At 58.0% G+C, this 22878-nt stretch carries 23 protein-coding genes and 1 riboswitch; of the genes, 14 read left to right on the top strand and 9 right to left on the bottom strand.

Features of this window, described 5'->3' with window-relative positions:
• Window positions 1-79: 79 nt before the first annotated feature.
• Window positions 80-253, top strand: a riboswitch (FMN riboswitch).
• Window positions 254-333: 80 nt separating this feature from the next.
• Window positions 334-846 (top strand): 6,7-dimethyl-8-ribityllumazine synthase, encoded by a 513-nt coding sequence (locus AKL27_RS16845; protein ID WP_050464005.1) that lies wholly within the window; start codon window positions 334-336, stop codon window positions 844-846.
• A gap of 177 nt (window positions 847-1023) precedes the next feature.
• Window positions 1024-1338, top strand: coding sequence for a hypothetical protein (locus AKL27_RS16840; RefSeq protein WP_050464030.1), 315 nt, complete (start codon window positions 1024-1026; stop codon window positions 1336-1338).
• A 97-nt stretch (window positions 1339-1435) separates the two neighbouring features.
• Here AKL27_RS16840 and AKL27_RS16835 read toward each other — a convergent pair whose 3' ends face one another.
• Window positions 1436-2029, bottom strand: a complete 594-nt coding sequence (locus AKL27_RS16835) for a DUF2242 domain-containing protein (protein WP_050464004.1) — start codon at window positions 2027-2029, stop codon at window positions 1436-1438.
• Between the two features lie 177 nt (window positions 2030-2206).
• Here AKL27_RS16835 and AKL27_RS16830 point away from each other — a divergent pair, with 177 nt between their 5' ends.
• Window positions 2207-2797, top strand: a complete 591-nt coding sequence (locus AKL27_RS16830; protein WP_050464003.1) for a YXWGXW repeat-containing protein — start codon at window positions 2207-2209, stop codon at window positions 2795-2797.
• On the opposite strand, the gene AKL27_RS16825 is transcribed toward AKL27_RS16830, so the two are convergent.
• Window positions 2771-3673, bottom strand: coding sequence for a LysR family transcriptional regulator (locus tag AKL27_RS16825; protein WP_050464029.1), 903 nt, complete (start codon window positions 3671-3673; stop codon window positions 2771-2773). The two genes, AKL27_RS16830 and AKL27_RS16825, sit on opposite strands and share 27 nt — an antisense overlap.
• Before the next feature lie 141 nt (window positions 3674-3814).
• Between AKL27_RS16825 and AKL27_RS16820 the strand changes: the two genes are divergently transcribed.
• Window positions 3815-4855 carry an NAD(P)H-dependent flavin oxidoreductase gene (locus AKL27_RS16820; RefSeq protein ID WP_050464002.1) on the top strand — a complete coding sequence of 347 codons (1041 nt, stop codon included), beginning with the start codon at window positions 3815-3817 and terminating at the stop codon, window positions 4853-4855.
• A gap of 255 nt (window positions 4856-5110) precedes the next feature.
• Window positions 5111-5332 carry a hypothetical protein gene (locus tag AKL27_RS16815; RefSeq protein WP_050464001.1) on the top strand — a complete coding sequence of 74 codons (222 nt, stop codon included), beginning with the start codon at window positions 5111-5113 and terminating at the stop codon, window positions 5330-5332.
• Window positions 5333-5410: 78 nt separating this feature from the next.
• Here AKL27_RS16815 and AKL27_RS16810 read toward each other — a convergent pair whose 3' ends face one another.
• Together AKL27_RS16810 and AKL27_RS16805 are read right to left on the bottom strand one after the other, a co-directional pair.
• Window positions 5411-5641 carry a hypothetical protein gene (locus AKL27_RS16810; protein ID WP_198155994.1) on the bottom strand — a complete coding sequence of 77 codons (231 nt, stop codon included), beginning with the start codon at window positions 5639-5641 and terminating at the stop codon, window positions 5411-5413.
• 116 nt (window positions 5642-5757) lie between these two features.
• Window positions 5758-6189, bottom strand: a complete 432-nt coding sequence (locus tag AKL27_RS16805; RefSeq protein ID WP_050463999.1) for a YXWGXW repeat-containing protein — start codon at window positions 6187-6189, stop codon at window positions 5758-5760.
• A gap of 210 nt (window positions 6190-6399) precedes the next feature.
• Between AKL27_RS16805 and AKL27_RS16800 the strand changes: the two genes are divergently transcribed.
• On the top strand, window positions 6400-7191 hold the full coding sequence (locus AKL27_RS16800; protein ID WP_050463998.1) for a hypothetical protein: 792 nt from the start codon (window positions 6400-6402) through the stop codon (window positions 7189-7191).
• A gap of 40 nt (window positions 7192-7231) precedes the next feature.
• On the opposite strand, the gene AKL27_RS16795 is transcribed toward AKL27_RS16800, so the two are convergent.
• Together AKL27_RS16795 and AKL27_RS16790 are read right to left on the bottom strand one after the other, a co-directional pair.
• On the bottom strand, window positions 7232-7453 hold the full coding sequence (locus AKL27_RS16795) for a hypothetical protein (RefSeq protein WP_050463997.1): 222 nt from the start codon (window positions 7451-7453) through the stop codon (window positions 7232-7234).
• Between the two features lie 76 nt (window positions 7454-7529).
• On the bottom strand, window positions 7530-7727 hold the full coding sequence (locus AKL27_RS16790; RefSeq protein WP_050463996.1) for a hypothetical protein: 198 nt from the start codon (window positions 7725-7727) through the stop codon (window positions 7530-7532).
• Between the two features lie 274 nt (window positions 7728-8001).
• On the opposite strand from AKL27_RS16790, the gene AKL27_RS16785 reads away from it, so the two are divergent.
• The 6 genes from AKL27_RS16785 to AKL27_RS16760 all read left to right on the top strand — a co-directional run bounded on the left by AKL27_RS16785 (window position 8002) and on the right by AKL27_RS16760 (window position 17089).
• Window positions 8002-8226 carry a dodecin gene (locus AKL27_RS16785; RefSeq protein WP_050463995.1) on the top strand — a complete coding sequence of 75 codons (225 nt, stop codon included), beginning with the start codon at window positions 8002-8004 and terminating at the stop codon, window positions 8224-8226.
• Between the two features lie 111 nt (window positions 8227-8337).
• Window positions 8338-11781, top strand: a complete 3444-nt coding sequence (locus tag AKL27_RS16780) for a response regulator (RefSeq protein ID WP_050463994.1) — start codon at window positions 8338-8340, stop codon at window positions 11779-11781.
• Window positions 11781-12608: a CheR family methyltransferase gene (locus AKL27_RS16775; protein ID WP_050463993.1), complete on the top strand. Its 828-nt coding sequence runs from the start codon at window positions 11781-11783 to the stop codon at window positions 12606-12608. Before AKL27_RS16780 ends, AKL27_RS16775 begins: the two co-directional genes overlap by 1 nt.
• 52 nt (window positions 12609-12660) lie before the next feature.
• Window positions 12661-13824, top strand: coding sequence for a hybrid sensor histidine kinase/response regulator (locus tag AKL27_RS16770; protein ID WP_050463992.1), 1164 nt, complete (start codon window positions 12661-12663; stop codon window positions 13822-13824).
• Window positions 13825-13964: 140 nt separating this feature from the next.
• Window positions 13965-15065 (top strand): YihY/virulence factor BrkB family protein, encoded by a 1101-nt coding sequence (locus AKL27_RS16765; protein ID WP_050463991.1) that lies wholly within the window; start codon window positions 13965-13967, stop codon window positions 15063-15065.
• Entirely contained in the window at window positions 15065-17089 is a 2025-nt protein-coding gene (locus tag AKL27_RS16760) for an AsmA family protein (protein WP_050463990.1), read from the top strand. The genes AKL27_RS16765 and AKL27_RS16760 overlap by 1 nt, the downstream gene beginning before the upstream one ends.
• A 24-nt stretch (window positions 17090-17113) precedes the next feature.
• Here the strand turns inward: AKL27_RS16760 and AKL27_RS16755 are convergent, their stop codons facing one another.
• Both AKL27_RS16755 and AKL27_RS16750 read right to left on the bottom strand, forming a co-directional pair.
• Window positions 17114-19213: a hybrid sensor histidine kinase/response regulator gene (locus tag AKL27_RS16755; protein WP_050463989.1), complete on the bottom strand. Its 2100-nt coding sequence runs from the start codon at window positions 19211-19213 to the stop codon at window positions 17114-17116.
• The gene (locus AKL27_RS16750) at window positions 19203-20705 is read right to left on the bottom strand and encodes an ATPase domain-containing protein (protein ID WP_050463988.1); all 1503 of its coding nucleotides are present in this window, start codon (window positions 20703-20705) and stop codon (window positions 19203-19205) included. Before AKL27_RS16750 ends, AKL27_RS16755 begins: the two co-directional genes overlap by 11 nt.
• A 342-nt stretch (window positions 20706-21047) precedes the next feature.
• Between AKL27_RS16750 and AKL27_RS16745 the strand changes: the two genes are divergently transcribed.
• Complete coding sequence (locus tag AKL27_RS16745; protein ID WP_232311015.1) at window positions 21048-21470, top strand: response regulator; 423 nt, start codon at window positions 21048-21050, stop codon at window positions 21468-21470.
• A 129-nt stretch (window positions 21471-21599) separates the two neighbouring features.
• The gene (locus tag AKL27_RS16740; RefSeq protein ID WP_232311014.1) at window positions 21600-22679 is read left to right on the top strand and encodes a sensor histidine kinase; all 1080 of its coding nucleotides are present in this window, start codon (window positions 21600-21602) and stop codon (window positions 22677-22679) included.
• A 27-nt stretch (window positions 22680-22706) separates the two neighbouring features.
• Here the strand turns inward: AKL27_RS16740 and AKL27_RS27795 are convergent, their stop codons facing one another.
• On the bottom strand, window positions 22707-22865 hold the full coding sequence (locus AKL27_RS27795) for a hypothetical protein (protein ID WP_198155993.1): 159 nt from the start codon (window positions 22863-22865) through the stop codon (window positions 22707-22709).
• Window positions 22866-22878: the final 13 nt, after the last annotated feature.

Raw genomic sequence — 22878 nt, 5'->3', positions numbered from 1 at the left:
TGCTCTGCAATATTTTTTCAGGCGTGATAAATTCCTGACTGGCGCGACACATCAGGCAACCATGATGCATCGCAGCCAAACATGTTCTCGGGGCGGGGTGTAATTCCCCACCGGCGGTAATGATGTGATGATGTCTTTTTCGACGTCATGACATCGAGCCCGCGAGCGCTTGACGGACGCCAGTCCGACAAGGTCAGCAGACCCGGTGTGATCCCGGGGCCGACGGTCATAGTCCGGATGAAAGAGAACGGGTAGCCTGCCAGGCGCATTTTGCGTGCCTGTGCTGTACCCATGCGCCCTGTTTTTTATTCAGCAAACAGGAGTCTTGAACACATGCAACACCATTCCACCGACATCAATTCCCAACGCAGCCGTATCGCGTTTATCCAATCTTGCTGGCACAAAGAGATTGTCGATCAATGCAAAATCTCGTTCGTGGCCGAAATTGCCAAACTGGGTTTCGCTGAATCCGATATCGATTTCTTTGAAGTGCCGGGCGCCTTTGAAATTCCATTGCATGCCAAACTGCTGGCAAAAAGCGGCAAGTACGCCGGCATCGTCGCCAGCGGACTGGTGGTCGATGGCGGCATCTATCGTCACGATTTTGTCGCGCAAGCCGTCATTACGGCATTGATGGAAGTCCAGGTCGCTACCGAAGTGCCGGTATTTTCAGCGGTATTGACACCATTGCATTTCCATTCGCACAGCGAACATCAGCAATTTTTCCACGAGCATTTCGTGGTCAAGGGGCAGGAAGCCGCCCGTGCCTGTGCCGATACCGTGACCAAGATCCGGGCATTGCAAGCGTCCCTGCGGGATATCGCGCCGGTACTCAACGCCGCCTGATCACGGCGCTCTGGTTGATCTGCGGCAACAGCTATGGCGAGGAAACCGAGGTAATGCCGGGCTATTGCCGCAGCGGAAGCATTTTGTTACATGGCTTACCGGATTGCCGTGGATACCGAGGGCGAATTGGTCTTTAATACAGGTATCCAATCAACGCGCAAGTATCGGGAGTACACCGTGAAAAAATCAATCGTCAGTATCGTCTTGTTGTCGGGTGCGGTATTGCTTGCCAGTGCCGCACCTGCGATGGCTGCCCATGTCGGCATCGGTATCAATATCGGCGTGCCGGGCTATTATCCGGCCCCGGTGTACGTGCAACCGGCCCCGGTCTATATGCCGCCGCCAGTGTATGTGCAACCGGCGCCGGTTTATGTCCGTCCGGCCCCGGTTTATTACGCACCGGCACCGGTGTATTACGGTCCCGGCCCGTATTACCGTGACTACCATCGCCACGGTCGCCCATACCACGGACACGGCTATTACCGGCGTTAAGAAATACTAAAGGCAGTCACGCTGCCTGAGCTGCGGCGCTGAGTTTCCTGCGTTGCCCGCATGCCGGCCATTGGCCGGCATTTTTCATGTCTGTTGCTCAGGGTTTGCTGTCGGCTTTGACGGGAGTGGTGGTGGCTGGTGTTTTTTCGGCGACTGAGGATTCGGCGACCGTGCCCAGATAACGTTCCACTGCGCCAAAAAAACGGTCATAGAATTGTCCCGAGCGAATGGTTTCGCTGGCAACCCTGACCAGCGAATCATCACTGGAACCGAACGGCATGGAAACCGAACCCAGCACGCCGACGCCGAGGCTGGCGGAATTATTGGTTTTCTTCAATGCGTAGCGATCCTGGGTGGCGCTGACGAAGGCGGTCGCATTCTTGTCGGCCTTGCCATTGGCGGCGCATACGATATGAAATGAAATTTCCAGATGCTGATCGGCGTCGGGCTGGAAGCTCTTGGTGCCGTCGACCACGTTGGCTTGCGCCTTGCTGATCACATAGCCCTGACTCAGCAGAGCACGTCGGGCAGCTTCGCAGGCGGCGGCGTCACTGCTGGCGAAAGTACGGGAGTAGGTGTCGGTCTCGCCGAATTCTTCTTGATGATAAATGGCTTGTTTGGACGTCGTGCAGCCGGCCATAGCGATGGCGATCAATCCTGCTATTGACGAATGGCGAACAAGGCGACGCATGCACAGATCTCCGAACTGAAAACAATGTCCGTGATTGTAATTTATCGTGACGACAACAAGTCAAAAGAGTTGGTAAATGTCGGTAACCCGTGGCGGCAAGTGTGCAAGCAAATGTAAGCGGCGTCGGCGCGCAAGGCCGCTGCCGCGTTTTTGACAGACCTCTTTCAAGGACACGACATGAACCCTCTCCATTCGCGCAGAAAATTGTTGCTGGCACTGAGTGCCGCATCGGTCTTGTTGGTCACCGGTTGCGTGGTGGCGCCACCGCAGGCGCACATCGAACGTGCTGAACATAAAGTGGTGCAGGCGCCGCCGGCACCGATTGCAGAGGCGATTCCGCCGGCGCCGTATCCCGATGCTTACTGGATTACCGGGCACTGGAAATGGGCAGGCAACCGTTATGTGTGGAATGGCGGTCATTGGGAGCAGGCGCGCCCGGACATGGTATTCCAGCATGCGTACTGGGCCAATGAGCGCGGCGAGTGGGTATTGCACCCGGGCCATTGGGTCCGGATCGACCCCGGTTACCGGGTAGAAACGGAAGTCATCACGATCGCGCCGCCACCGCCACGGGTGGAAGTGCAACCGCCGCCGCCAAGTCCGAACCATATCTGGATCGGCGGCTTCTGGCGCTGGAATCATGGTCGTCATGAATGGGTCGGCGGTCACTGGGATGTGCGGCGCGACGGCTACTTCTGGGCGCCGGGACATTGGTATCGCAACGGTGCCGGCTGGACCTTTTCAGGCGGCTTCTGGCAGCGTTATTGATTCGTCCGCGTCAGGCAAGCTGTCGAAACTGTCGGCAAAGGCTTGTCGCGCCGGATGATGCGTCACGTTTTTACGCCATACCAACAGGGTTTTGATGTTGGCGATAGCGGGCGGCAGGGCGTGAAACCGGATCGCATCGTCCATTTTGCGTTGCAGGATGACCGCCTTCGGCATCATGGCCACGCCCATGCCGGCCGCGACGCAACCGATGATGGCTTCGAAGGTGCCGAACTCATGCATGCGAAAGGCGTGAATGCCGGCATCGGTGAACCAGGACTCCAGCCGGCGCCGGTAGGTACAGCCGGCACGAAAACCGAGCAACACTTTCTTTTCCACATCGGCCGGGACGCTGACTGCTGCGTGGCCGCTGTGCGTCAGCAATACCAGCTCTTCTTCAAACACTTCCTTGCAATCCAGTTCCGGGCGCGATATCGGTGCCGTCACCAGCGCGACGTCGAGACGATGATCAAACACCGCTTGCACCATGGCATCGGTGGAGCCGGTTTCCAATACCAGATCGACATCCGGGTAATGCCGGTGAAAGCCTGCCAGCAAACCGGGTAAGCGTACTGCGGCGGTGGTTTCCATCGCGCCGATCTTCAGTTGCCCGGACGGTTTTTCGCCGCCGCGCACTGCGGCCTGCGCCTCGTCCGACAACTGCAGCAAGCGATCGGCATAGGTCAACAAACGTTCGCCTTCAGTGGTGATCAGCAAGCGGCGGCCGGCGCGGTGAAACAGCGGTACACCCAGCGTCTCTTCCAGTTGTGCCAGTCGTGCCGACACATTGGACTGCACCCGGTGCAAACGGGCAGCGGCGCGGGTGACGCTGCCTTCTTCAGCAATTGCCTTGAATATGCGTAATGCGGATAAGTCCATGATCATCTCTAAAAAAGATTGATAGGCTCATTATTATTCATTTTAAAAAATGGTTTAAGTACTTTATGCTGTTTGCTCTGCGACACCGGGATCGCAAACAACGGCCGACATGATGATGGGCTGGACTATCAGGAGCAGAGCATGACAACATTGCAACAATTGTTCGGTATCGAATTGCCGCTGATTCAGGCACCCATGGCTGGCGTGCAGGGCCATGCACTGGCGGCAGCGGTATCCAACGCCGGCGGGCTGGGGTCGATCCCGGCAGCCATGCTGGATGCCGAGAGCCTGCGGCGTGAACTGAGTGCCGTGGCGGCGGCAACCGACCGTCCTTACAACGTCAACTTCTTTGCGCACACGCCGCCGGTGCCGGATGCCGCCCGCGAAGCGGTCTGGCGCAAGGCGCTGGGGCCGTACTACGCAGAATTCGGTATCGATGCTGCCGCCATCCCGGCCGGCGCCGGCCGGGTGCCATTCAATGCCGCAGCGGCGGACATCCTGAGCGAGTTCGAGCCGGCGGTTGTCAGTTTTCATTTTGGCTTGCCGGCACCGGAACTGGTCGCGCGGGTGCGCAGTTGGGGCGCCAAGGTGCTGGCTTCGGCCACCACTGTCGAGGAAGCGCTGTGGCTGCAGGCGCGCGGTGTGGATGCGATCATTGCGCAAGGACTGGAAGCCGGTGGTCATCGGGGGATTTTTCTGAGCGACGACCTGACGACACAGGTCGGGACCTTTGCACTGTTGCCGCAAATTGTTAACGCAGTGACCATTCCGGTGATCGCTGCCGGTGGCATTGCCGATGCGCACGGGGTGGCTGCGGCGCGGGCATTGGGCGCGGCCGGCGTGCAGGCCGGCACTGCCTACCTGTTATGTCCGGAAGCGCTCACCAGCAGCGTGCATCGCGCCGCATTGAAGAGCGAGGCCGCGCGCCATACGGCATTGACCAATCTGTTCACCGGCCGTCCGGCGCGCAGTATTGTCAATCGCGTCATTCGTGAACAGGGAGCGATCAGCGCCGCCGCGCCAGCGTTTCCGTTGGCCACAGCCGCCATTGCGCCGATACGGAGCAAGGCGGAAGCGCAGGGCAGTGGTGATTTTTCGCCGTTGTGGTCGGGGCAGAATGCCAGCGCCTGCAAGGAAATTCCTGCCGCCGAGCTGACGTGGGAGCTGGTTTCCGGCTGGTGATGATGTACTGACCGGCGCACGGTGCTTGCCGTGAACCGGCGTTGGACATTGGGCAGGGTTATTGCGCCGGTTTTGTTTTTATATTGCCCTTGCTTGCTGGCATGAAGATCGCTTGTTGATGGTATGCATGTTTTTCTTTGGGAAATGATGCATGATGGATACTGGCGCTTCATAATATAATTTCTCGATTGAAATTAGAAACACTTCTATCTGAGTTGGTTTTCAATTCAGTTTAATGACCAGCAGAAGGCCCTAATGGATAACAACAAGAAAACTGAACTTGATCGCATTCGCCGCGAGTTGATCAATGCGCATAACCGCGCTGCCTGGCATATGGCGGCGACTATCATCAAGGCATCGCAGATCAAGGATGGCATGGACAAGCCGCCGACGGCGCGCGAACTTGCCGAACTCAATGCCACCATCACCAATCTGAGAAGTGTCGCTGAAGATGCTTTGTTGTTACTGAAGAAGTAGATTGACTGGCAGCAGTGCAACTGCTTGCCAGGTCATGCAGGCCGCCGCCGTTCGCTGTTGACGGCAGGGCAGTGCGACTCAGAATATTTCAAATGCCAGAATGAATGCTGAAATTGCCATGATGGCCATGCCGACCATGAAAAAAGTGTCGGCCAATTCTTCGCAGCGCGCCATTTTGCTGCCGCGCCGGACAGAAATATAAGACAGGATGATGCTGACCACAAAAATCAGGCTGTCCAGCGCCAGCAGTTCATCCACCCACGTTTGATTGCCATTGCCGGTCAGCTTGATGATGCTGATGACCGTCATGCACACACCGACCATGGTCGATGCGGTCGGCAAAATATGATTTGAAATCGAGTCCCGGTTCGGCATGTGGTTAAGCTGATCGTCAAGCGCGTGTTGGTGGTGAGCAGCTGATGCGCTTAACGCCCGCCACGGTGGTCATTGCGATCATGGCCGCGGTTGTCATGACGGTTGCCGCGGTGGTGATCGTTGCGATGGTCATCGCGCCGGCCATAGTGCGGATCGCGGCGCGGCGGATTGCCGTGATGCCAGCCGCCGCGACGCAATTCCCAGCCATGACTGCCGTGATACCACTGCGGACGGCTGTAGGCATAACCGGGTCGTGCCCGTTCCCAGTGTCCGGGGGCCCAGACGTGACGATTGCCAGCCCAGTTCCAGTAGCCCGGCGCCCACAGGTAGCCCTGACGTGGTGGCGGCACGCGTTCGTAACGCATGGGCGGTGGCGACGAGCCGATCGTGATGCTGACGCCGACTTGCGCCATGGCTTGCGTTGGCAGCATGGCAACGGCGCTGACGGCAATGAGTGCGGCGGCACAGAGGAAGCGTTTCATGGTTTTGCTCTTGGTTGTTGGATAATTGAACTATATAGGTTGCGATTGCAACGACAACTAAAGATGCAATTCATTACACTCGCTACAATACGGTACTTGCTGTCCGGCACGATGCCAGCAAGCAATTTCCGTGTCTGATACGGCGCGTGAAAATAACTTGCCTGGCCGCTGCCAGTAAAGTGTTTGAGTGTTTATTGGGGAGAGGAAGCCATGCGCAATCGTTTTAATCTGGGAGTGGGCTGTCTGGCGCTGGTATCGGGTCAGGCGCTGGCGCAACAGACGTTTTTTGAACTGGGTACTGAGTTGTACCAGGAAGTGTATTCCGAGAAAATCAATGGCCGGCCATTCATGCGGGAAGAGGCCACCATGTACGGCGTGAACGGCGTCGCCGGCTGGCGTCTGACACCGCAGCAAACGCTCAAACTCAGCCTGCGCTACGCTCAGGGGCGCAGCAAGTACACCGGCGGAAATGCGGTTATTCCGTTCGGCGGGCTGGTAGCCAGCGGGCAGGATCGTTATGTGTACGAACTGCGGGGTATCTACGAACATCAGGTGCAACTGTTGGGGCAAGACTTGCTGCCGTCGGTTGGCATCGGCTATCGCAATTTGACCGATCATCTGGAGCAGGCGGGCAGTGGCGGCTACAAGCGCGAGTCGGAGTATTACTTCATCAATCTCGGGCTGGCGGCCACGTTTGCCGCGGGACCGTTGAAAATCACACCGAAAATCGGTTGGAACCAGTTATTCAAAGGCAAGCAGTACTCCTACCAGTACGCAGGCAACAACGACATCGGCAACAAGCAGGAAACCGGACGCGGACTTGAATTGAGCACCATGTTTGCCTATGCCATGACTGATGGCAGTGAAGTGCGTGTGACGCCGTTCTTTCGCTACTGGAAAATTCCTGACAGCCAATGGACTTTTTACACGCAACATGATGCGTTGAAAGAACCAGACAATATGACGCGAGAAGTCGGCGTCAATCTCAGCTACGCATTTTGACGCCGGCCTGACTCCTGACGTTGACTGATATACCGTTTTACTAATGGGTGGTTTTTTTTGCCGCGGTCTTGATCTTGTTGCTGTTCTGATGATCTGCGGCCGCTTCCGGCAATACCGGTGCTTTGGTGATGCGCGTGATATTCGAAGTATTCACCGGATCGCTGGCCGGAAATGACATTTCATTTGCTTCGTCGAGTGCCACTTCGCTCGGTGTGTCGTGTTTGGTCGAGCGATGTTTCGGTGCAGGATCTGATTTGCTCATGATATTTCCTCGGTTGCAGAAAGTAGGGGATGCCGTCGGCCTGATGTGAGCAAGCGAGATTCTCCGTGAGCGAGACTCACGGCGCGCTGGTACCCTCGTCGGAGGCGGCGTCTTCAGCGCCGGTGCCGGGCAGGCGGCCGGAAATCAGAATCGCCGTAGCGTCGCGTTCGGCTTCCGGCGAAGGCGTCGGTGCCGATAATGGTCCGGGTGCAGAAGCAACGTCGCTTTTTGGGGCCTGGGCCCGGATTTGTGTCAGTGCGGTGTCGGTTCTCATGAGCTGCTCCTGGTTTGTTGGTCTGTTGTTGCGTGTCGTGCAGGGGCGCGGTGCATTCCTTGCGTTCCCTGCGGTATGGATACGACATCAGCGTAATGCGGCGTCACCGGGGGCGCCATAAGACCCTATCGCTTCCGCGTGTCAGAAAAGCAGCGGTGCATTTCTCCTACATTGTTTTCAGGCAACAACCGACTTGATCGAGGGCCGCATTTGGCTATGCTGGGAGCTTTCGTGGGCGTGGCATCCAGCCAGGCATATTTCCCGGGAGCCGGCGATGAGCAGATCTCACGATGACCAGCATACTTACAAAATACGCGAAGTGATTGGCAGTTCGCCCGACAGCAGTGATGAAGCAATTCGCAACGCCATTCGCGATGTCGGCAAAAGCGTCAGGCATCTGGCCTGGTATGAAGTGACGGAGCAGCGCGGACATATCGCGCAGAATGAAGTTGCCCATTTTCAGGTAACCCTGCGCGCGGGATTTCGTATCGACGCCTGAGCGGGGATTTTTACCGGGGCGGGCAGATTATCTGCATCACTCAGCTGTTTTTTGCACTCTTGCTGCACAGAACTTTTTCTAATATAAAATCAATAGTTTTGCGAGAGAACAATGTCCGAGTCCGCTCCCGCCGCAGTTGATCAGGCCGGCTTTCGCCGTATTCTGACGCGCAATATCGCCTTGCCGGCTGCCGCCGGACTGGCCAGTGCCATCGTTTTTGTCGGCCTGATCCTGTATCTGTTGTCATCCATGCGCTGGGTCGATCATACGCAAGAGGTGATCGGCAATGCCAACGAAATTTCACGTCTGGCGGTCGACATGGAATCCGGCATGCGCGGCTATCTGCTGACCGGAGACGACGCTTTTCTGGCGCCGTATCGCATTTCCAAACCGAAGATTGCCAGCGCCATGGCCACCCTCAAGCAACAAGTCATCGATAACCAGCCGCAAGTAGACCGGCTGACGCGGATCGCGGCATTGCAGGCGCAATGGGACAATTTCGCCATGGCAGCGATTGTGTTACGTCGCAACGGTGGTGATTACCTGAAGGTAGTGGCGACCGGCCGTGGCCGCCAGGAATTCGATGAAATCCGCCGCGAGTTTGCCGATTTTCTCGATATCGAACAACGTCTGCGCCAGGAGCGCATCGACACCTCACAACGCGTAACGACCGGCGTCATCCTGATTTACCTGCTGGTCAGCCTCGGTCTCACCGGTTTGCTGGCGCTGCTCGGGCGGCGTGACCTGAAGCTGTTGGCTACGACCTATGGCGAAGCGCTGGAACAACATCGTGAACACGCCGCAGTGCTGGAGCGGCAGGCTTGGCAGCGTACCGGGCAAAGCCAGTTGGCGCAGCAAAGCATGGGCCAGTTGTTGCTCAGTCAACTGGGCGGAACGGTACTGGAATTTCTGGCCACCTATATCAATACCTCGGTCGCGGCAGTGTATGTGCGCGAAGACAGCGGTACGCTGGAACGGGTCGCCAGTTATGGCTTCAGCCGTGAACAACTGCATACCACGCAAGCATTCAACGACGATGAAAGTCTGGTCGGACAGGCCGCTCGCGGGCGGCGCCTGATTCATCTGGAACAGGTGCCGGACGGTTACCTGACCGTCAATTCCGGCCTCGGTCAAGGCAAGCCGGTGAGCGTGCTGTTGTTGCCACTGGAACAAGACGACGAAGTGATCGGCGTGATCGAGCTGGGCTTCTTGCACCGTCCCCACGCCCGTGTGCTGGAATTTCTCGACATGACGGCACCCAGCGTGGCGGCAGCGTTCAAGGCCGCACTGTATCGCCGGCGCCTGCAGGATGTGTTGCAAAAAACCCGGCAACTCAACGAAGAGTTGCAAATGCAGCAAGAAGAATTACGTACCGCCAACGAAGAACTCGAACAGCAGTCACGCGTGCTGGCAGACTCGCAAGCGATCCTGGAAAATCAGAAGGCCGAGTTGCAGCAATCGAACGATCAGTTGGCCGACCAGACCACCGCACTGGATCAGAAAAATGCCGCGCTCAGTCTGGTACAGGTGGAACTGGAAGCGCGTGCCAGTGATTTGCAGCGGGCCAGCAAGTACAAATCCGAATTTTTGGCCAACATGTCGCATGAGTTACGCACCCCGCTCAACAGTTCACTGATTCTGGCCAAATTGCTGATGGATAATCCCAAGGGCAATCTGGATCCGGAGCAATTGCAATTTGCCGAAACCATTTATTCGGCGGGCAATGATTTGCTCAATCTGATCAACGACATTCTCGATATTTCCAAGGTCGAAGCCGGCAAGCTCGAACTGGCGCCGGAACCGATCCGGGTACAGCGTTTGCTGGATGGTTTGCACATGAGCTTCGCGCCGCTGGCGCAACAAAAGAATCTGCATTTTTCGGTCACGCTGGCAGCCGCTGCACCGCAGATGATGTTTGCCGATCGTCAGCGGCTGGAGCAGATTCTCAAGAATCTGTTGTCCAATGCGCTCAAATTCACCGAAACCGGCAGCGTAGCACTTGAGGTCTCGGCGCACGGCAGCCGTATTGCGTTTGCGGTACGCGATACCGGTATCGGTATTCCTGCGCATCAGCAAGACATCATTTTCGAAGCCTTCCAGCAAGCCGACGGTACCACCAGCCGGCGCTACGGCGGCACCGGTCTGGGGCTGTCGATTTCACGCGACCTGGCAAGCCTGCTCGGCGGCACCATCACGGTGTCGAGCGTGCCGGAGCAAGGCAGTATCTTTACGCTGGACATGCCGCTGACAGCAACGTTGCCCGAGGTGGTTGCGCCGGCATCGCCGGCGCCGACGCCGGTCCCGGTCCCGAAAGGCGTGGCGCCGGCCGAGATTCCGGTATTCGCGGATGACCGCCATCATGTGCCGCTCGGCCGTTCGGTGCTGGTCATCGAGGACGACGCCGAATTCGCCGGCATTCTGTATGAAGTTGCGCATGAAGCCGGCTATCAGTGCCTGGTGTCGCATGGCGCTGCCGATGGCTTGCAGACTGCCAGTGAATTCCTGCCCGATGCCGTGCTGCTGGATCTGCGTCTGCCCGACGATTCCGGCATGGCGGTACTGCAAAAACTCAAGGCCAATCCGCGTACCCGGCATATCCCGGTCCATATCGTCTCGGCCTCCGACCGTACCGAAGTGGCGTTGCAACTGGGCGCGATTGGTTACGTCATGAAGCCGGCCACGCGTGACCGGCTGCAACAGGTATTCCAGAAGCTGGAAGCGCGCTTGACGCAAAAGGTCAAGCGCGTGCTGCTGGTGGAAGATGATGCGCGCCAACGTGAAAGCGTGGTGCACCTGATCGAGGATACGGACGTCGAGATCGTTGCCGTTGAAAGCGGCGAAGAAGCCATTGCACTGCTGCGCGACACCGTATTCGATTGCATGATCATTGATTTGCGCTTGCCGGATATGCAGGGGCATGAGCTGCTGCAACGGGTTGCCGAAGAAGATGTCTGCGCGTTTCCGCCGGTGATTGTCTATACCGGCCGCAATCTGACGCGCGCTGAAGAAGACGAGTTGCTCAAGTATTCACGCTCCATCATTATCAAAGGCGCGCGGTCGCCGGAGCGCTTGCTCGATGAAGTGACGCTGTTCCTGCACCGGGTCGAATCGGAGTTGTCGGCCGAGCGGCAAAGCATGCTGCGCACGGTGCGCAGCCGCGACCGTATCTTTGAAGGGCGGCGCGTGCTGCTGGTGGATGACGATGTCCGCAATATTTTCTCGCTCACCAGCGCGCTCGAACAAAAGGGCCTCAAGGTCGAAGTCGGTCGCAACGGTTTCGAGGCAATTGCCCGACTCGATGAAGTGGCCGATATCGATCTGGTGCTCATGGATATCATGATGCCCGGCATGGATGGACTGGAAGCGATGCGCCGCATTCGTGCCGACGGCCGTTTTGCCAAGTTGCCGATCATCGCCATCACCGCCAAGGCCATGAAAGACGATCAGGAGCAATGCCTGCAGGCCGGCGCGTCGGATTATCTGGCCAAGCCGGTTGATCTGGACCGGCTGTACTCGTTGCTGCGGGTCTGGATGCCGAACATGGAACGGATCTGATGCACGCCGTCAGCGCCATTGATATCGAAATGCATTTGCTGATCGAGGCGATCTACCTGCGTTATAGCTATGACTTCCGCAACTATTCCAGCGTCTCGCAAAAGCGGCGTTTGCAATATGCGGTGCAGCAGATGAAGTGCGGCACCATTTCGGAATTGCAGGCGCGCGTGTTGCACGATCCCGATACCTTCATGGAATTGTTGCAGTACCTGACGGTGCCGACCAGCGAAATGTTTCGCGACCCGTCCTATTTTCTGGCCTTGCGACACGACGTGGTGCCGGTGCTGCAAACCTATCCGTCGCTCAAGATCTGGGTTGCCGGTTGCAGCACCGGAGAAGAAGTGTATTCGCTGGCGATCCTGCTCAAGGAAGAGGGTTTGCTGGAGCGCAGCATCATTTACGCCACCGACATCAATCCGTATTCGCTCGACAAGGCGCGCAAGGGCGTATTTGCGCTCGACCGCATGCGCACCTATACGGAAAATTATCAGGCCGCCGGCGGCAAGTGCGCCTTTTCGGATTACTATACGGCGGCCTACGATGCGGCGTTATTCGACCGCAGCCTGACCGACAACATCAGCTTCGCCGACCACAGCCTGGCTACCGACAGCGTGTTCTCCGAAACCCATTTCATTTCCTGTCGCAATGTGTTGATTTACTTCAACCGCAAGCTGCAGGAACGTACCTTTGGCCTGTTTCACGAATCGTTGTGCCGGCGCGGTTTTCTCGGCCTGGGCAGCCGTGAGCGTATCGATTTCTCTGATATTGCCGGACACTTCGAACCGCTGGTGCGGGAGCAGCGGATTTACCGCAAGTTGTCAACCTGATGGATTTTAGAAAAGAAAAAGCATTCGCCATGACGAAGCCGGAGAACCACTGATGCCGCCCGAACCAGCGACCAAACTGCTGATTGTCGATGACTTGCCGGAAAACCTGCTGGCCCTGAGCCATATCCTGCAGCAGGAAGACCGCGTGGTCTACACCGCAAGCTCCGGCGACGCCGCGCTGCAATTACTGTTGCAACATGAATTTGCGCTGGCCATCCTCGATGTCAACATGCCCGGCATGGATGGTTTCGAACTGGCCGAGCTGATGCGCGGCACCGAAAAGACGCGCCATATACCGATTGTCTTTGTCAGCGCTGCCGGCAAGGAATTGAATTACGCCTTCAAGGGTTATGAAACCGGCGCGGTCGATTTTCTCTACAAACCGCTCGATATCGCGGCGGTCCAGAGCAAGGTCAAGGTGTTTGTGGCGTTGTATCGACAGCGGCTGCAAATGCAGCGCCAGGTCGAAGCGCTGGAAAAAAGCCGTGCCGAATTGCATGCCACGCAGATCGAATTGCAGCGCTTGTTGCAGGTGCGGGACGAATTCATGTCGATGGTGGCACATGAGTTGCGCACGCCGCTCAATACGCTGTTGCTGGAAACCCAGATGCGCAAGATGCATCTGGACCGAGGCAATGCAGCGGCATTCAGTGCCGAGCAGTTGCGGCCGATGATTGCGCGCGACGGGCGTCAGATTCAAAGCATGATCCGTCTCATCAACGATATGGTGGACGTGTCGCGCATTCGCAGCGGCAAGCTGTCGGTGCGCCCCGGTAACACCGAGTTGTCCGGCATGTTGCAACGCATTGCCAGCGATCTGGAGCAGCAGGCCGCCGCCGTCGGCGTCACCATTCATTTGCGGGCGCCGCAGCCGGTGCATGGTGTCTGGGATGAGTTTCGCATTGAACAAGTGATCATCAATCTGTTGACCAATGCCTTGCGTTACGGCGATGGCAAACCGGTAGAGGTCACGTTGAGCACGGCCGGCGGCTTTGCCGAAGTCGCTGTGCGCGATTACGGCATCGGCATCTCCGAAGCCGACCAGCAGCGCATTTTCGCGCCGTTTGAACGGGCCGGTTCGAAGCAGGTCAAGGAAGGCCTCGGGCTCGGCTTGTATATTGCGCGGCAACTGGCCGAGACCCATTGCGGTGAACTCGGCGTGCAAAGTGCGCCGGGTCAGGGCTCGGTATTTGTGTTACGGTTGCCACTGGCATAGCGGCAGCATTGCCGCTATTCCTACTGCACTCCGGGGCGGTTGCCGACATTCAGTTGTGGTGGTCATGGTTATAGTGGCCACTGGACAAGTTAATCCATCGCCGGGGCAGCGTGTGCTCTGTTGCATGGGGAACCGACAATATGAAAAATCCGCAACGTCCTTCTGCCTGGCGCAGAGTGCTGGTCGGCTTGCAACTGACAGCCGAAGTCTATGTGCTCTGGCGTGATTACCAACGTTATGTAGAAGCAAAGAACGCGCGTTCGCTCACCATTTCCATGGCGCCGCCCAAGCCGGCGACCCTGGTGGCGCCGTTACCGGTAGTGCCGCCATTGCCGGCGCGTGAAGCCGTCTCTCTCAACAGTTTGTGGCACGTGGTGCGAGCCGCCGGCAATGCCTGGCTGCAGCATCGCGCTGCCAGCAAGGGCGCAGCGCTGGCCTTGTACACCTTGTTTTCGCTGGCACCCATGCTGATTCTGGTGGTGGCAATTGCCGGCTTTTTTCTCGGCGAAGCGCAGGTCGCCGATGGCATCGTGGCGCAGATGAAGAATGTGGCAGGGGTGCAGGGCGCCAGCGCGATCCAGTCGATGCTGATGGGCGGACGCAATCCCGGCAACGGGCTGGTGGCCGGATTGGTATCCGGCGGCATTGTGTTGTTTACCGCGACCAGCGCCTTTGCCGAACTCAAGAACAGTCTCGACGAACTATGGGAAAACAAGATCACTTCCAGTTCGGGGGTCTGGACCTTGCTCAAGGAACGCTTGCTGTCGTTCGGGTTGTTGCTGGTATTGGCGCTGATGTTGCTGATGTCGCTCACGGTCAGTGCCGGACTGGATGCCCTGAGCAATATCTGGGGCAACAGTTCGTGGATATTGTTTACCCAGATCCTCAGCAGCGGTACCGCGATTCTGATCGTGACCATCCTGTTCGCAGTGATTTTCAAATATTTGCCCGAAGTGCCGCTGGCGTGGAGCGATGTCATGGTCGGCGCGGTTCTGACCTCGGTATTGTTCAGTATCGGCAAAGCGCTGATCAGCCTGTATGTAGCGCATGGCAATTTTGATTCGACCTACGGCGCAGCCGGTTCGCTGGTGGCCCTGATCGCATGGATTTACTATTCGGCGCAGATATTCTTTTATGGCTCCTTGTTCACCCATGAATACGCAGTGCGTCTGGGCAGCCGCTATGGCGACCGCAGTGCCGCAACACCTGTCACGGAGACCGGCTTGCCGGTCAATTCCTGATGCGGACACTCCCCAACACAGTCATTAAATTCGCCCTCGGTTTGGTGGCCGCGCTGGCGGCGCTGCTGGTGTTGCTCTGGATACTGATCGTGACACTGGACTGGAACCGGGCGCGTCCCTATATCAATGAACGTGTGAGTGCTGCCACCGGCCGCGAATTCGTGATCGCCGGTGATTTGCGGGTAGCGCTGGGTTTCGGCCCCGCCAGTGAGACCGGCTGGCGACATTATGTGCCGCGCCCGCATATCGTGGCGCATGACGTCAGCATGAGCAATCCCGACCGGAGTAGTGTCGGTCCGGCACTGGCGCGGGTCAAGGCGATTGACATCTCGCTGCACCTGTTGCCGCTGCTGGCGCGGCAGGTCAACATCAGCGATCTCGGTTTGCAGGAAGCGGCGGTGGCGCTGGAGCGCCGCCCGGATCGCAGCAACAACTGGACCTTCAAGAGCAACGGCCCGTCGCGCTGGCAATTCAAGGTGCAGCAATTGCGCGTGGCGGGCGCGAATATCCGCTATCTTGATCCTGCCATCAAACTGGATGTCTCGGCCCGCATCGATTCGCTGGCGGCACCGCAACTGGTGGCCGGCAGCATCCAGCCGTATGGTCTGGCATTTACCCTTGGCGGCAGTTACAACGGCGCCGCGGTCAGCGGCGGCGGCAAGGGTGGTCAACTACTGACACTGGCCGAAAAGGGCGTGGTGTATCCGGTGCAGGTCAAGGGCCGGATCGGCGACAACGCGGTCAGCCTCGATGGCCGCATCACGCAGCCGAGCGCCGTTACCGATGTCAATTTGCGGCTGTCCTTGTCCGGCCGCAGCATGGCCGATCTCTATCCGCTGACGCGGGTGGTGTTGCCCGATACCCCGGCTTATGCCACCAGTGGCCACCTGATCGGCAAGATCGATGAGAATGGCAGCCGCTGGGTCTACGATAAATTCACCGGCACCGTCGGCAGCAGCGACTTGTCGGGGACCGTCGAATATCTGGTACGTCAGCCACGGCCGCTGTTGCGCGGCAAACTGCAATCAACCATGTTGAAGCTGGCCGATCTGGGGCCGGCCATCGGCGCTGACTCGAATCAGGAAAAGCGCAACAAAGGCAAACCGGCAGTCCAGCCCGACAGCAAGGCCTTGCCGGTGGAACAATTCAATACCGCGCGCTGGGGCGCGATGGATGCCGATATCAGTTTCAGCGGCAAACAAATCGTGCGGACCCATGACATTCCGCTCAAGGATGTGGCGGCCGAACTGCACCTCAAGGATAAGGTGGTCACGCTGACGCCGCTCAACTTCGGCGCTGCCGGCGGCAATGTCACCTCGAACGTGATGCTCGACGGACGTACTGCCAAAATCGATGCCCAAATCCGCATGGCGGCGCGTCACATGCAGATCAGGCAACTGTTTCCGAAACTGGAATCGATGCAGGCCAGCTTTGGTGAAGTCAACGCCGATGCTTTCCTGCGCGGCGGCGGCAATTCCATTGCGGCCATGCTGGCCAGCGCCAACGGTGAACTGAACGGGGTCGTGACTGACGGCTCGGTCAGCAAATTCATTCTCGAAGCAGCCGGGCTGAACGTGGCTAATGCGGTGTTCGTCAAAGTGTTTGGCGACAAGCAGGTGCATCTGAATTGCATGGTGTCGTCGTTTGTCGTCAAGGACGGGCAGGCGCAGGTGCGCCGCTTCGTGCTGGATACCGACGATGCGGTAGTCGACGTCAGCGGCCATATCGATCTGGCCCGGGAGTTGCTTGATCTCGACGTGCGTCCGAAGAGCAAGGGCGTGCGGATATTTTCCTTGCGCACGCCGCTGTACGCCAAGGGCAGCTTCAAACACTCCGATGTCGGTCCTTACAAGGGACCACTGGCGCTCAAGGCTGGTGCCGCAGTGGCGCTGGCGGCACTGGCGCCGGTGGCAGCGGTGCTGCCGCTGGTCAATATCGGCAAGGTCGAAGACACCAATTGTGCACCGTTGCTGGCACAGGCAGAGCAACCGCCGACCATGCAACCGCCGGCAGCCCGGCGCTGAACGCGCTGCTGCGGCAAGTGTGGTTCAGTGTGCGGACGGAGATTTGCCATTGCCGGGATGATTGGCATTGAGGGCGCGTTTGACGCTGCCGGCCAGATCGGAAATCTGGAATGGCTTGCGCAACACCGCATCCAGTCCGATGACTTTTTCCACCGCCTGCATGTCGGCATAACCGGTTGCCATGATGATCGGCAGATGCGGATAGCGTTCGCGCACGGCGGCGATCACCTCGGCGCCGTTCATGCCTGGCATCAGAAAGTCGACGATCATCAGATCGAAGTTTTCGTGTTGCAGCTTTTCCAGACCGAACCAGCCGTTTTCGGCATGTTGCACAGCATAGCCCAGAATCTCCAGCGACTCGACGATGAATTGCCGCACTTCGTTGTCATCTTCAATGACCAGAATATTGCCGGATTCCTTGAGCGGCAATTGCAGTTCCTGCGATTGCGGGTCGGGCGCCGGCACTGCTTCGACCGACGCCACCGGCAGCCAGACTTCGACCGTGGTGCCTTTGCCGACCGTGCTGTCGATGCGCGCCAGACCACCGGATTGGTTGGCAATGCCATAGACCTGGCTGAGTCCGAGGCCGGTGCCTTTGTCGACCGGCTTGGTGGTAAAGAACGGATCAAATACCTTGCCGAGTATTTCCTGCGGTATGCCTGAGCCGCTGTCCTTGACCGCAATCACGACATAGGTGCCGGAGGTGAGAATGCCGTCAGCGGCATCGCGCAAGGACACGATGATTTGCAGGTTGCCGCCGTCGGCCATGGCATCGCGGGCATTGATGGCGAGATTGAGAATCGCCATTTCCAGTTGGTTGAGATCGGCCACGGCGCGCGGCAGGCCGGGGGCGATCTCGAAGGTGACATGAATGTTGGCGCCGACCGACACCGCGATCAGATCCTTCATGCCCTCGACCAGCGATTCGATTTCGACCGGCTTCAGATCGAGGCTTTGATTGCGCGAAAAGGCCAGCAACTGGCCGGTCAGTTTGGCGCCGCGCTTGGTGGCGTTGCGCGCCGAATTGGCCATGCGTTTGATGCGTTCGTTATCGGCCAGCCGTTCGATCAGATCGACATTGCCGATGATGACATTCAACAGGTTGTTGAAATCATGCGCGATGCCGCCGGTGAGGCGGCCGATGGCTTCCATTTTCTGGGCCTGCATCAGGGCAATCTGGGTCCGTTCGCGTTCAGCCATTTCGCGCATCAGGCGATCATTGGCCTGCGCCAGTTCCGAGGTCCGCTCCTGAATCCGCAATTCCAGCGTGTCGTTGAAGCGGCGCAATGCGCTCTGGTTTTCCAGCAAATGGTTTTCGGCTTCGCGGCGGTCGCTGATATCCAGTGAAATGCCGGCCATGCGTACCGGAATTCCGATCCGATTGAGCACGGTCTGGCCGCGAATCTGTATCCAGTGCACCGACTGATCCGGCCACAGCACCTGGTATTCAATCGAGAAATCCTTGCTGGAAGCGACCGCCGTTTCAATCACGTCGCGATGGCGCTGACGATCATTGGGATGAATCGCGTGCAGCAGATCGTCGTAGGTAAACTCACTGTCTTCAGAAAAGCCGAAATGCCGTTTGCAGGTCGCCGATACCTGCAGCACGGAAGTCGCCAGCTCCAGGCTCCACGAACCAAGCTGACCGGCATTCAGCGCCAACCGCAGATGTTCCTCCGAGCGCGCGCCTTCTTGCAGATGGCGGCGGCTCAAATATTGCCGGCGGCGTGCCCGCAACGCCGAGACGCTGGCACGCAGCAAGGTTTCGGCATTGATCGGGCGCTCCAGCAAAATCATGTTGACCAGATGCTCAAGCACATCCAGTGCCGGGTGGCGATTCTGTCCGGACTGTCTGGCGCTGAGAATCACGAACGGAAAGTCGGACCACGATTCCTGCTTTTCCAGCCATTGGTGCAGCAAGGAAAAATCGGCGCCGTTGAAACCCTCTTCGGTGATCAGGGCGGCGCCGGCGCCGATGTGCAGCTGCTGCATCAGCTCGGCATAGCCGGCGCAAATGAGGCAGTTCAGGCCGTGCTGCGACAAAGTTTGCCGAATGACGTCGGCATCTCTGCCTTGGGGCGCGAGAATCAGAATGCGTTCTTCGATGGGAACATCAATCGGCATTGCTGTTCATCATGGGAGTCGCGCCGCGATACGTCGGCAGGCCGCTCAGGATGCCTTCAAAATTTTTCAGGGGCGGGCCGATTTGCAAGCCGTTCTGCGGTTGCAGACGAAACTCGTGAATGGTACGGGCATGATGATTGGTGCGACTCTTGATGACCGAGATGGCGGTGGCGATATCGCCATGCGCTTCAAAATACCGAAACATTACGACCGAATCACTGAGGTAACTGAGATCGACGTCCGAGCGAATTTCGCCGACCAGACCGTGCTGGCCCAACACCAGCATGGTGGTGACTCCCTGCCGGCTCAGATAGCTCAAGATCTCATGCATTTGCAGTAACAGGAATTTCTCTCCCGGCATGGCTTGCAGATAAGCGTTGAGACTGTCGATGACGGCGAATTTGCGGTTCTCGACTTCGACCGCATGACGGATGCGGGTGGTGAATTCACCGGGCGACAGCGCGGCCGGATTGATCTGATACAGCACCAGGCTGCCGTCTTCCAGATAAGGGGAGATGTCCATGCCGAGCGAACGCGAGCGGCTCAGCAGCGTATCGATTCCTTCGTCGAACAGGTAATAGGCGGCCCGTTCACCGCGTTGCAGCGCACTGAGTACGCAGCCTATCGCGGTAGTCGTCTTGCCGACGCCGGACGGTCCGTTCAGCAAGGTATTGGTGCCACGCACCAGACCGCCGCCCAGCAAGGCGTCGAATTCCGCCACCCCGGTGCTGACAACCGTATCGTCGAAGCGGTTGGGGTGGTTCGACGCGACCAGACGAGGAAACAGCGACATGCCGCCGGTTTCCAGTACGAAATCATGATACCCGCCGCTGAATTTGATGCCGCGCATTTTGATGATGTGCAGCCGGCGCCGCTCGTTGCCGAATTCCTGCGGCAGTTGTTCGAGCCGGATGACGCCATGCACGATGCTGTGCAGTTGCAGATCGCCCACCTCGGTGCTGCGGTCATCCAATAGCAGGACGGTGCAATTGCGGGTCGAGAAAAAATGCTTGAATGCCAGGATCTGACGCCGGTAGCGCAAGGAATTTTGCGCCAGCAGCCGCATTTCCGACAGGCTGTCGAAAATCACCCGGCTCGGTTTCAGTTCATCGACCAGCCGCATGACATTGTTGATGGTCTCGCCGAGTTCAATTTCGGACGGATGGAGAATCGTTTGCTGGAAATCGGGATTGAGATTTTCTTCATCAATCAGTTCATACAGTGTCAGACCTTCCAGCGACCAGCCATGCGACGCCGCTACCGCCCGCAACTCGGATGCGGTTTCCGACAAGGTGATGTAGAGACCGGATTCGCCATTGGCCAGCCCGGTCAGCAGGAATTGCAGGCCGCAGGTCGTCTTGCCGGTACCGGGAGTGCCTTCCAGCAAGTACAGACGATGTTTGGTCAGACCGCCGCCCAGAATCGTATCGAGACCGGCAATGCCGGTCGGGCAGCGCTCGGTGGCAGCAGAGGAGGTGGTGGTTTGAGCCATGTTGGTGGGCGTGATGGGCACGGTGGAATATTAGTTTTATATGAAGATCCGAATTTAGCAGCGGCCCTTTTTTCGACTTGTCAGTGAACTCCTGAAAGTCTTGTAAGACATTCTGAAGGGCGCCCGCAATCCCAGTGCCAGCAAGGATTGTTCGTTTTTTTATGGTCTTTTTGACATGGATTAATCGAGCGCCGAATGCTTTACTATGCGGTATGCGTAGTCCAAGCGGAACCCCCGGCGACAGTTGCTCTGATAGGGCTGTCAGCAATAGCGGCAAGCGGATGATGTTTTACCCTTGCTGTAACCGCATACCGGCAACAACCAACAATACAGGCGAAGATGATGGAACGAATATCGGATATCGGGAAGACACATGACGATGCTTCTCTGCACATTCTTGTGGTGGAAGATAATCTCGATTCGCAAGTGCTGGTGTGCGAATTGCTCAACGTGCTCGGTCATCGTGCCAACGGCGTGGCCAGCGGCGAGTTCGCGCTGAGCGCTTTGGAACAAGACGCTTATGATGTCTTGTTTACCGACATCAGTCTGCCTGGCATGTCGGGCATTGAACTGGTACGCAAGGTCAGTGAAACCAACCCGGCATTGAAAATCATCTATGCCTCGGGGTATGGCGCTCAAGTCCGGAAAAATGTCGACAGCAATACATTTTCGCTGCCGAAGCCGTATGATATCGATGAGTTGCAGAACATTCTCGATTGCATCCATCGCCAGTTGCAGGTCGCGCCCGCCGCGATCGCACACTGATGCACTGAACCCCGGCCGGCGCAGCGCTGATGACCAGCTCTCAGACCGTTGTGCGCGGCCCATTCCCATCAGGAGAGCACTATTAATCCGCTCATACAGCTGTCCGATCTCGTCCATCAGCATCGGGAGGTGCTGCTGACGCGTTGGCGAGGCCTGGTGCGCGCCTTGCCGTCGGCGCGTGAACTCAGCACGCCCACCCTCAACGACCACATACCGGCGCTGCTGGTCGAAGTATCACAGGCATTCCGGCGCAATTCCGATGCCGCCACCGCCGACGTGCTGGCCGAAGGTACGCCGCCCGAGCACGGCCTGCAGCGCCTGCACGACGGGTACATGATCGAGGAGGTAGTGGCCGAATACAATATTTTGCGCGGCTGCATTCACGATCTGGCCAGTGAGCATGGCATCAATCTGCAAGGAAAACCGTTTCACATCCTCAATCTGGTGTTCGACAGCGCCATCGGCCTCGCGGTCCAGACCTTTTCGATGAACCGGGCGCTGGAAGTGCAGCGCCGGCGCAATGAGTATCTGGCGTTTATCGCGCATGACCTGCGCACGCCGCTCAACGCGGTGGCGCTGGCGTCGAAAGTGCTGGAGGTGCAGTTTTCCGGCAAGACGGACGAGCCGCAAGCGGTCAAAATGCTCAAGGTATTGCAGCGCAATGTGCAGACCCTGTCCTTGCTGGTAGCCAATGTCATTGAGGAAAATGCCAACCTGGAAACCGAAAGCGGCGTGCGGCTGGAACGTCGCCAACTTGATCTGTGGCCACTGGTCGAGAGTCTGGTGTACGACCTCAATCCGGTCGCCGGCACCGGCAGCGCCAAACTGATCAATGATGTGCCGGAAGAGCTGGAGATCTACGCCGATGCCCACCTGCTGCGACGCATGATACAAAATCTGATCGCCAATGCGATCACGCATACCCCGCGCGGCGAGGTGGTGATCGGTGCGGCGGCGAATGCTGACGGCAGCGGGGTCGAATGCTGGGTGCGTGACAACGGCTGCGGTATCGCGCCGGATCGGCTGGACAAGATATTCGACAAGTACGAAAGCGAAACCCGGGACCAGGGTGGCCTCGGTTTGGGCCTGACGATATTCAAGGCATTCGTCGAGGTGCATGAAGGCACGCTGCATGTGGAAAGCGAAGTCGGCACCGGTTCGCGCTTCAGTTTCATTTTGCCCAACCGCCAGCGGTCAGCCGGCGCCTGACCGCGTTGCCGGTGGCCAGGCTGGCCATCACGCTTCACGTGCATATCTGTTGCAATGATCCAGATAGGCGCGTTCATGCGTGGCAACCAGATCGATGACGCTGTCCCATCGCCAGGACGGTGCTTCCAGGTTTTTGGTGCGGCCCCGCGCCAGTTCGTTGACCCGGGTCCGGCACGTCGCCATCATGCGCGACTTCTCC

The organism is Herbaspirillum autotrophicum, from assembly GCF_001189915.1.
GTDB classification, from domain to species: Bacteria; Pseudomonadota; Gammaproteobacteria; order Burkholderiales; family Burkholderiaceae_D; genus Herbaspirillum; species Herbaspirillum autotrophicum.
This window is presented reverse-complemented; position numbering and strand designations above follow the sequence as displayed.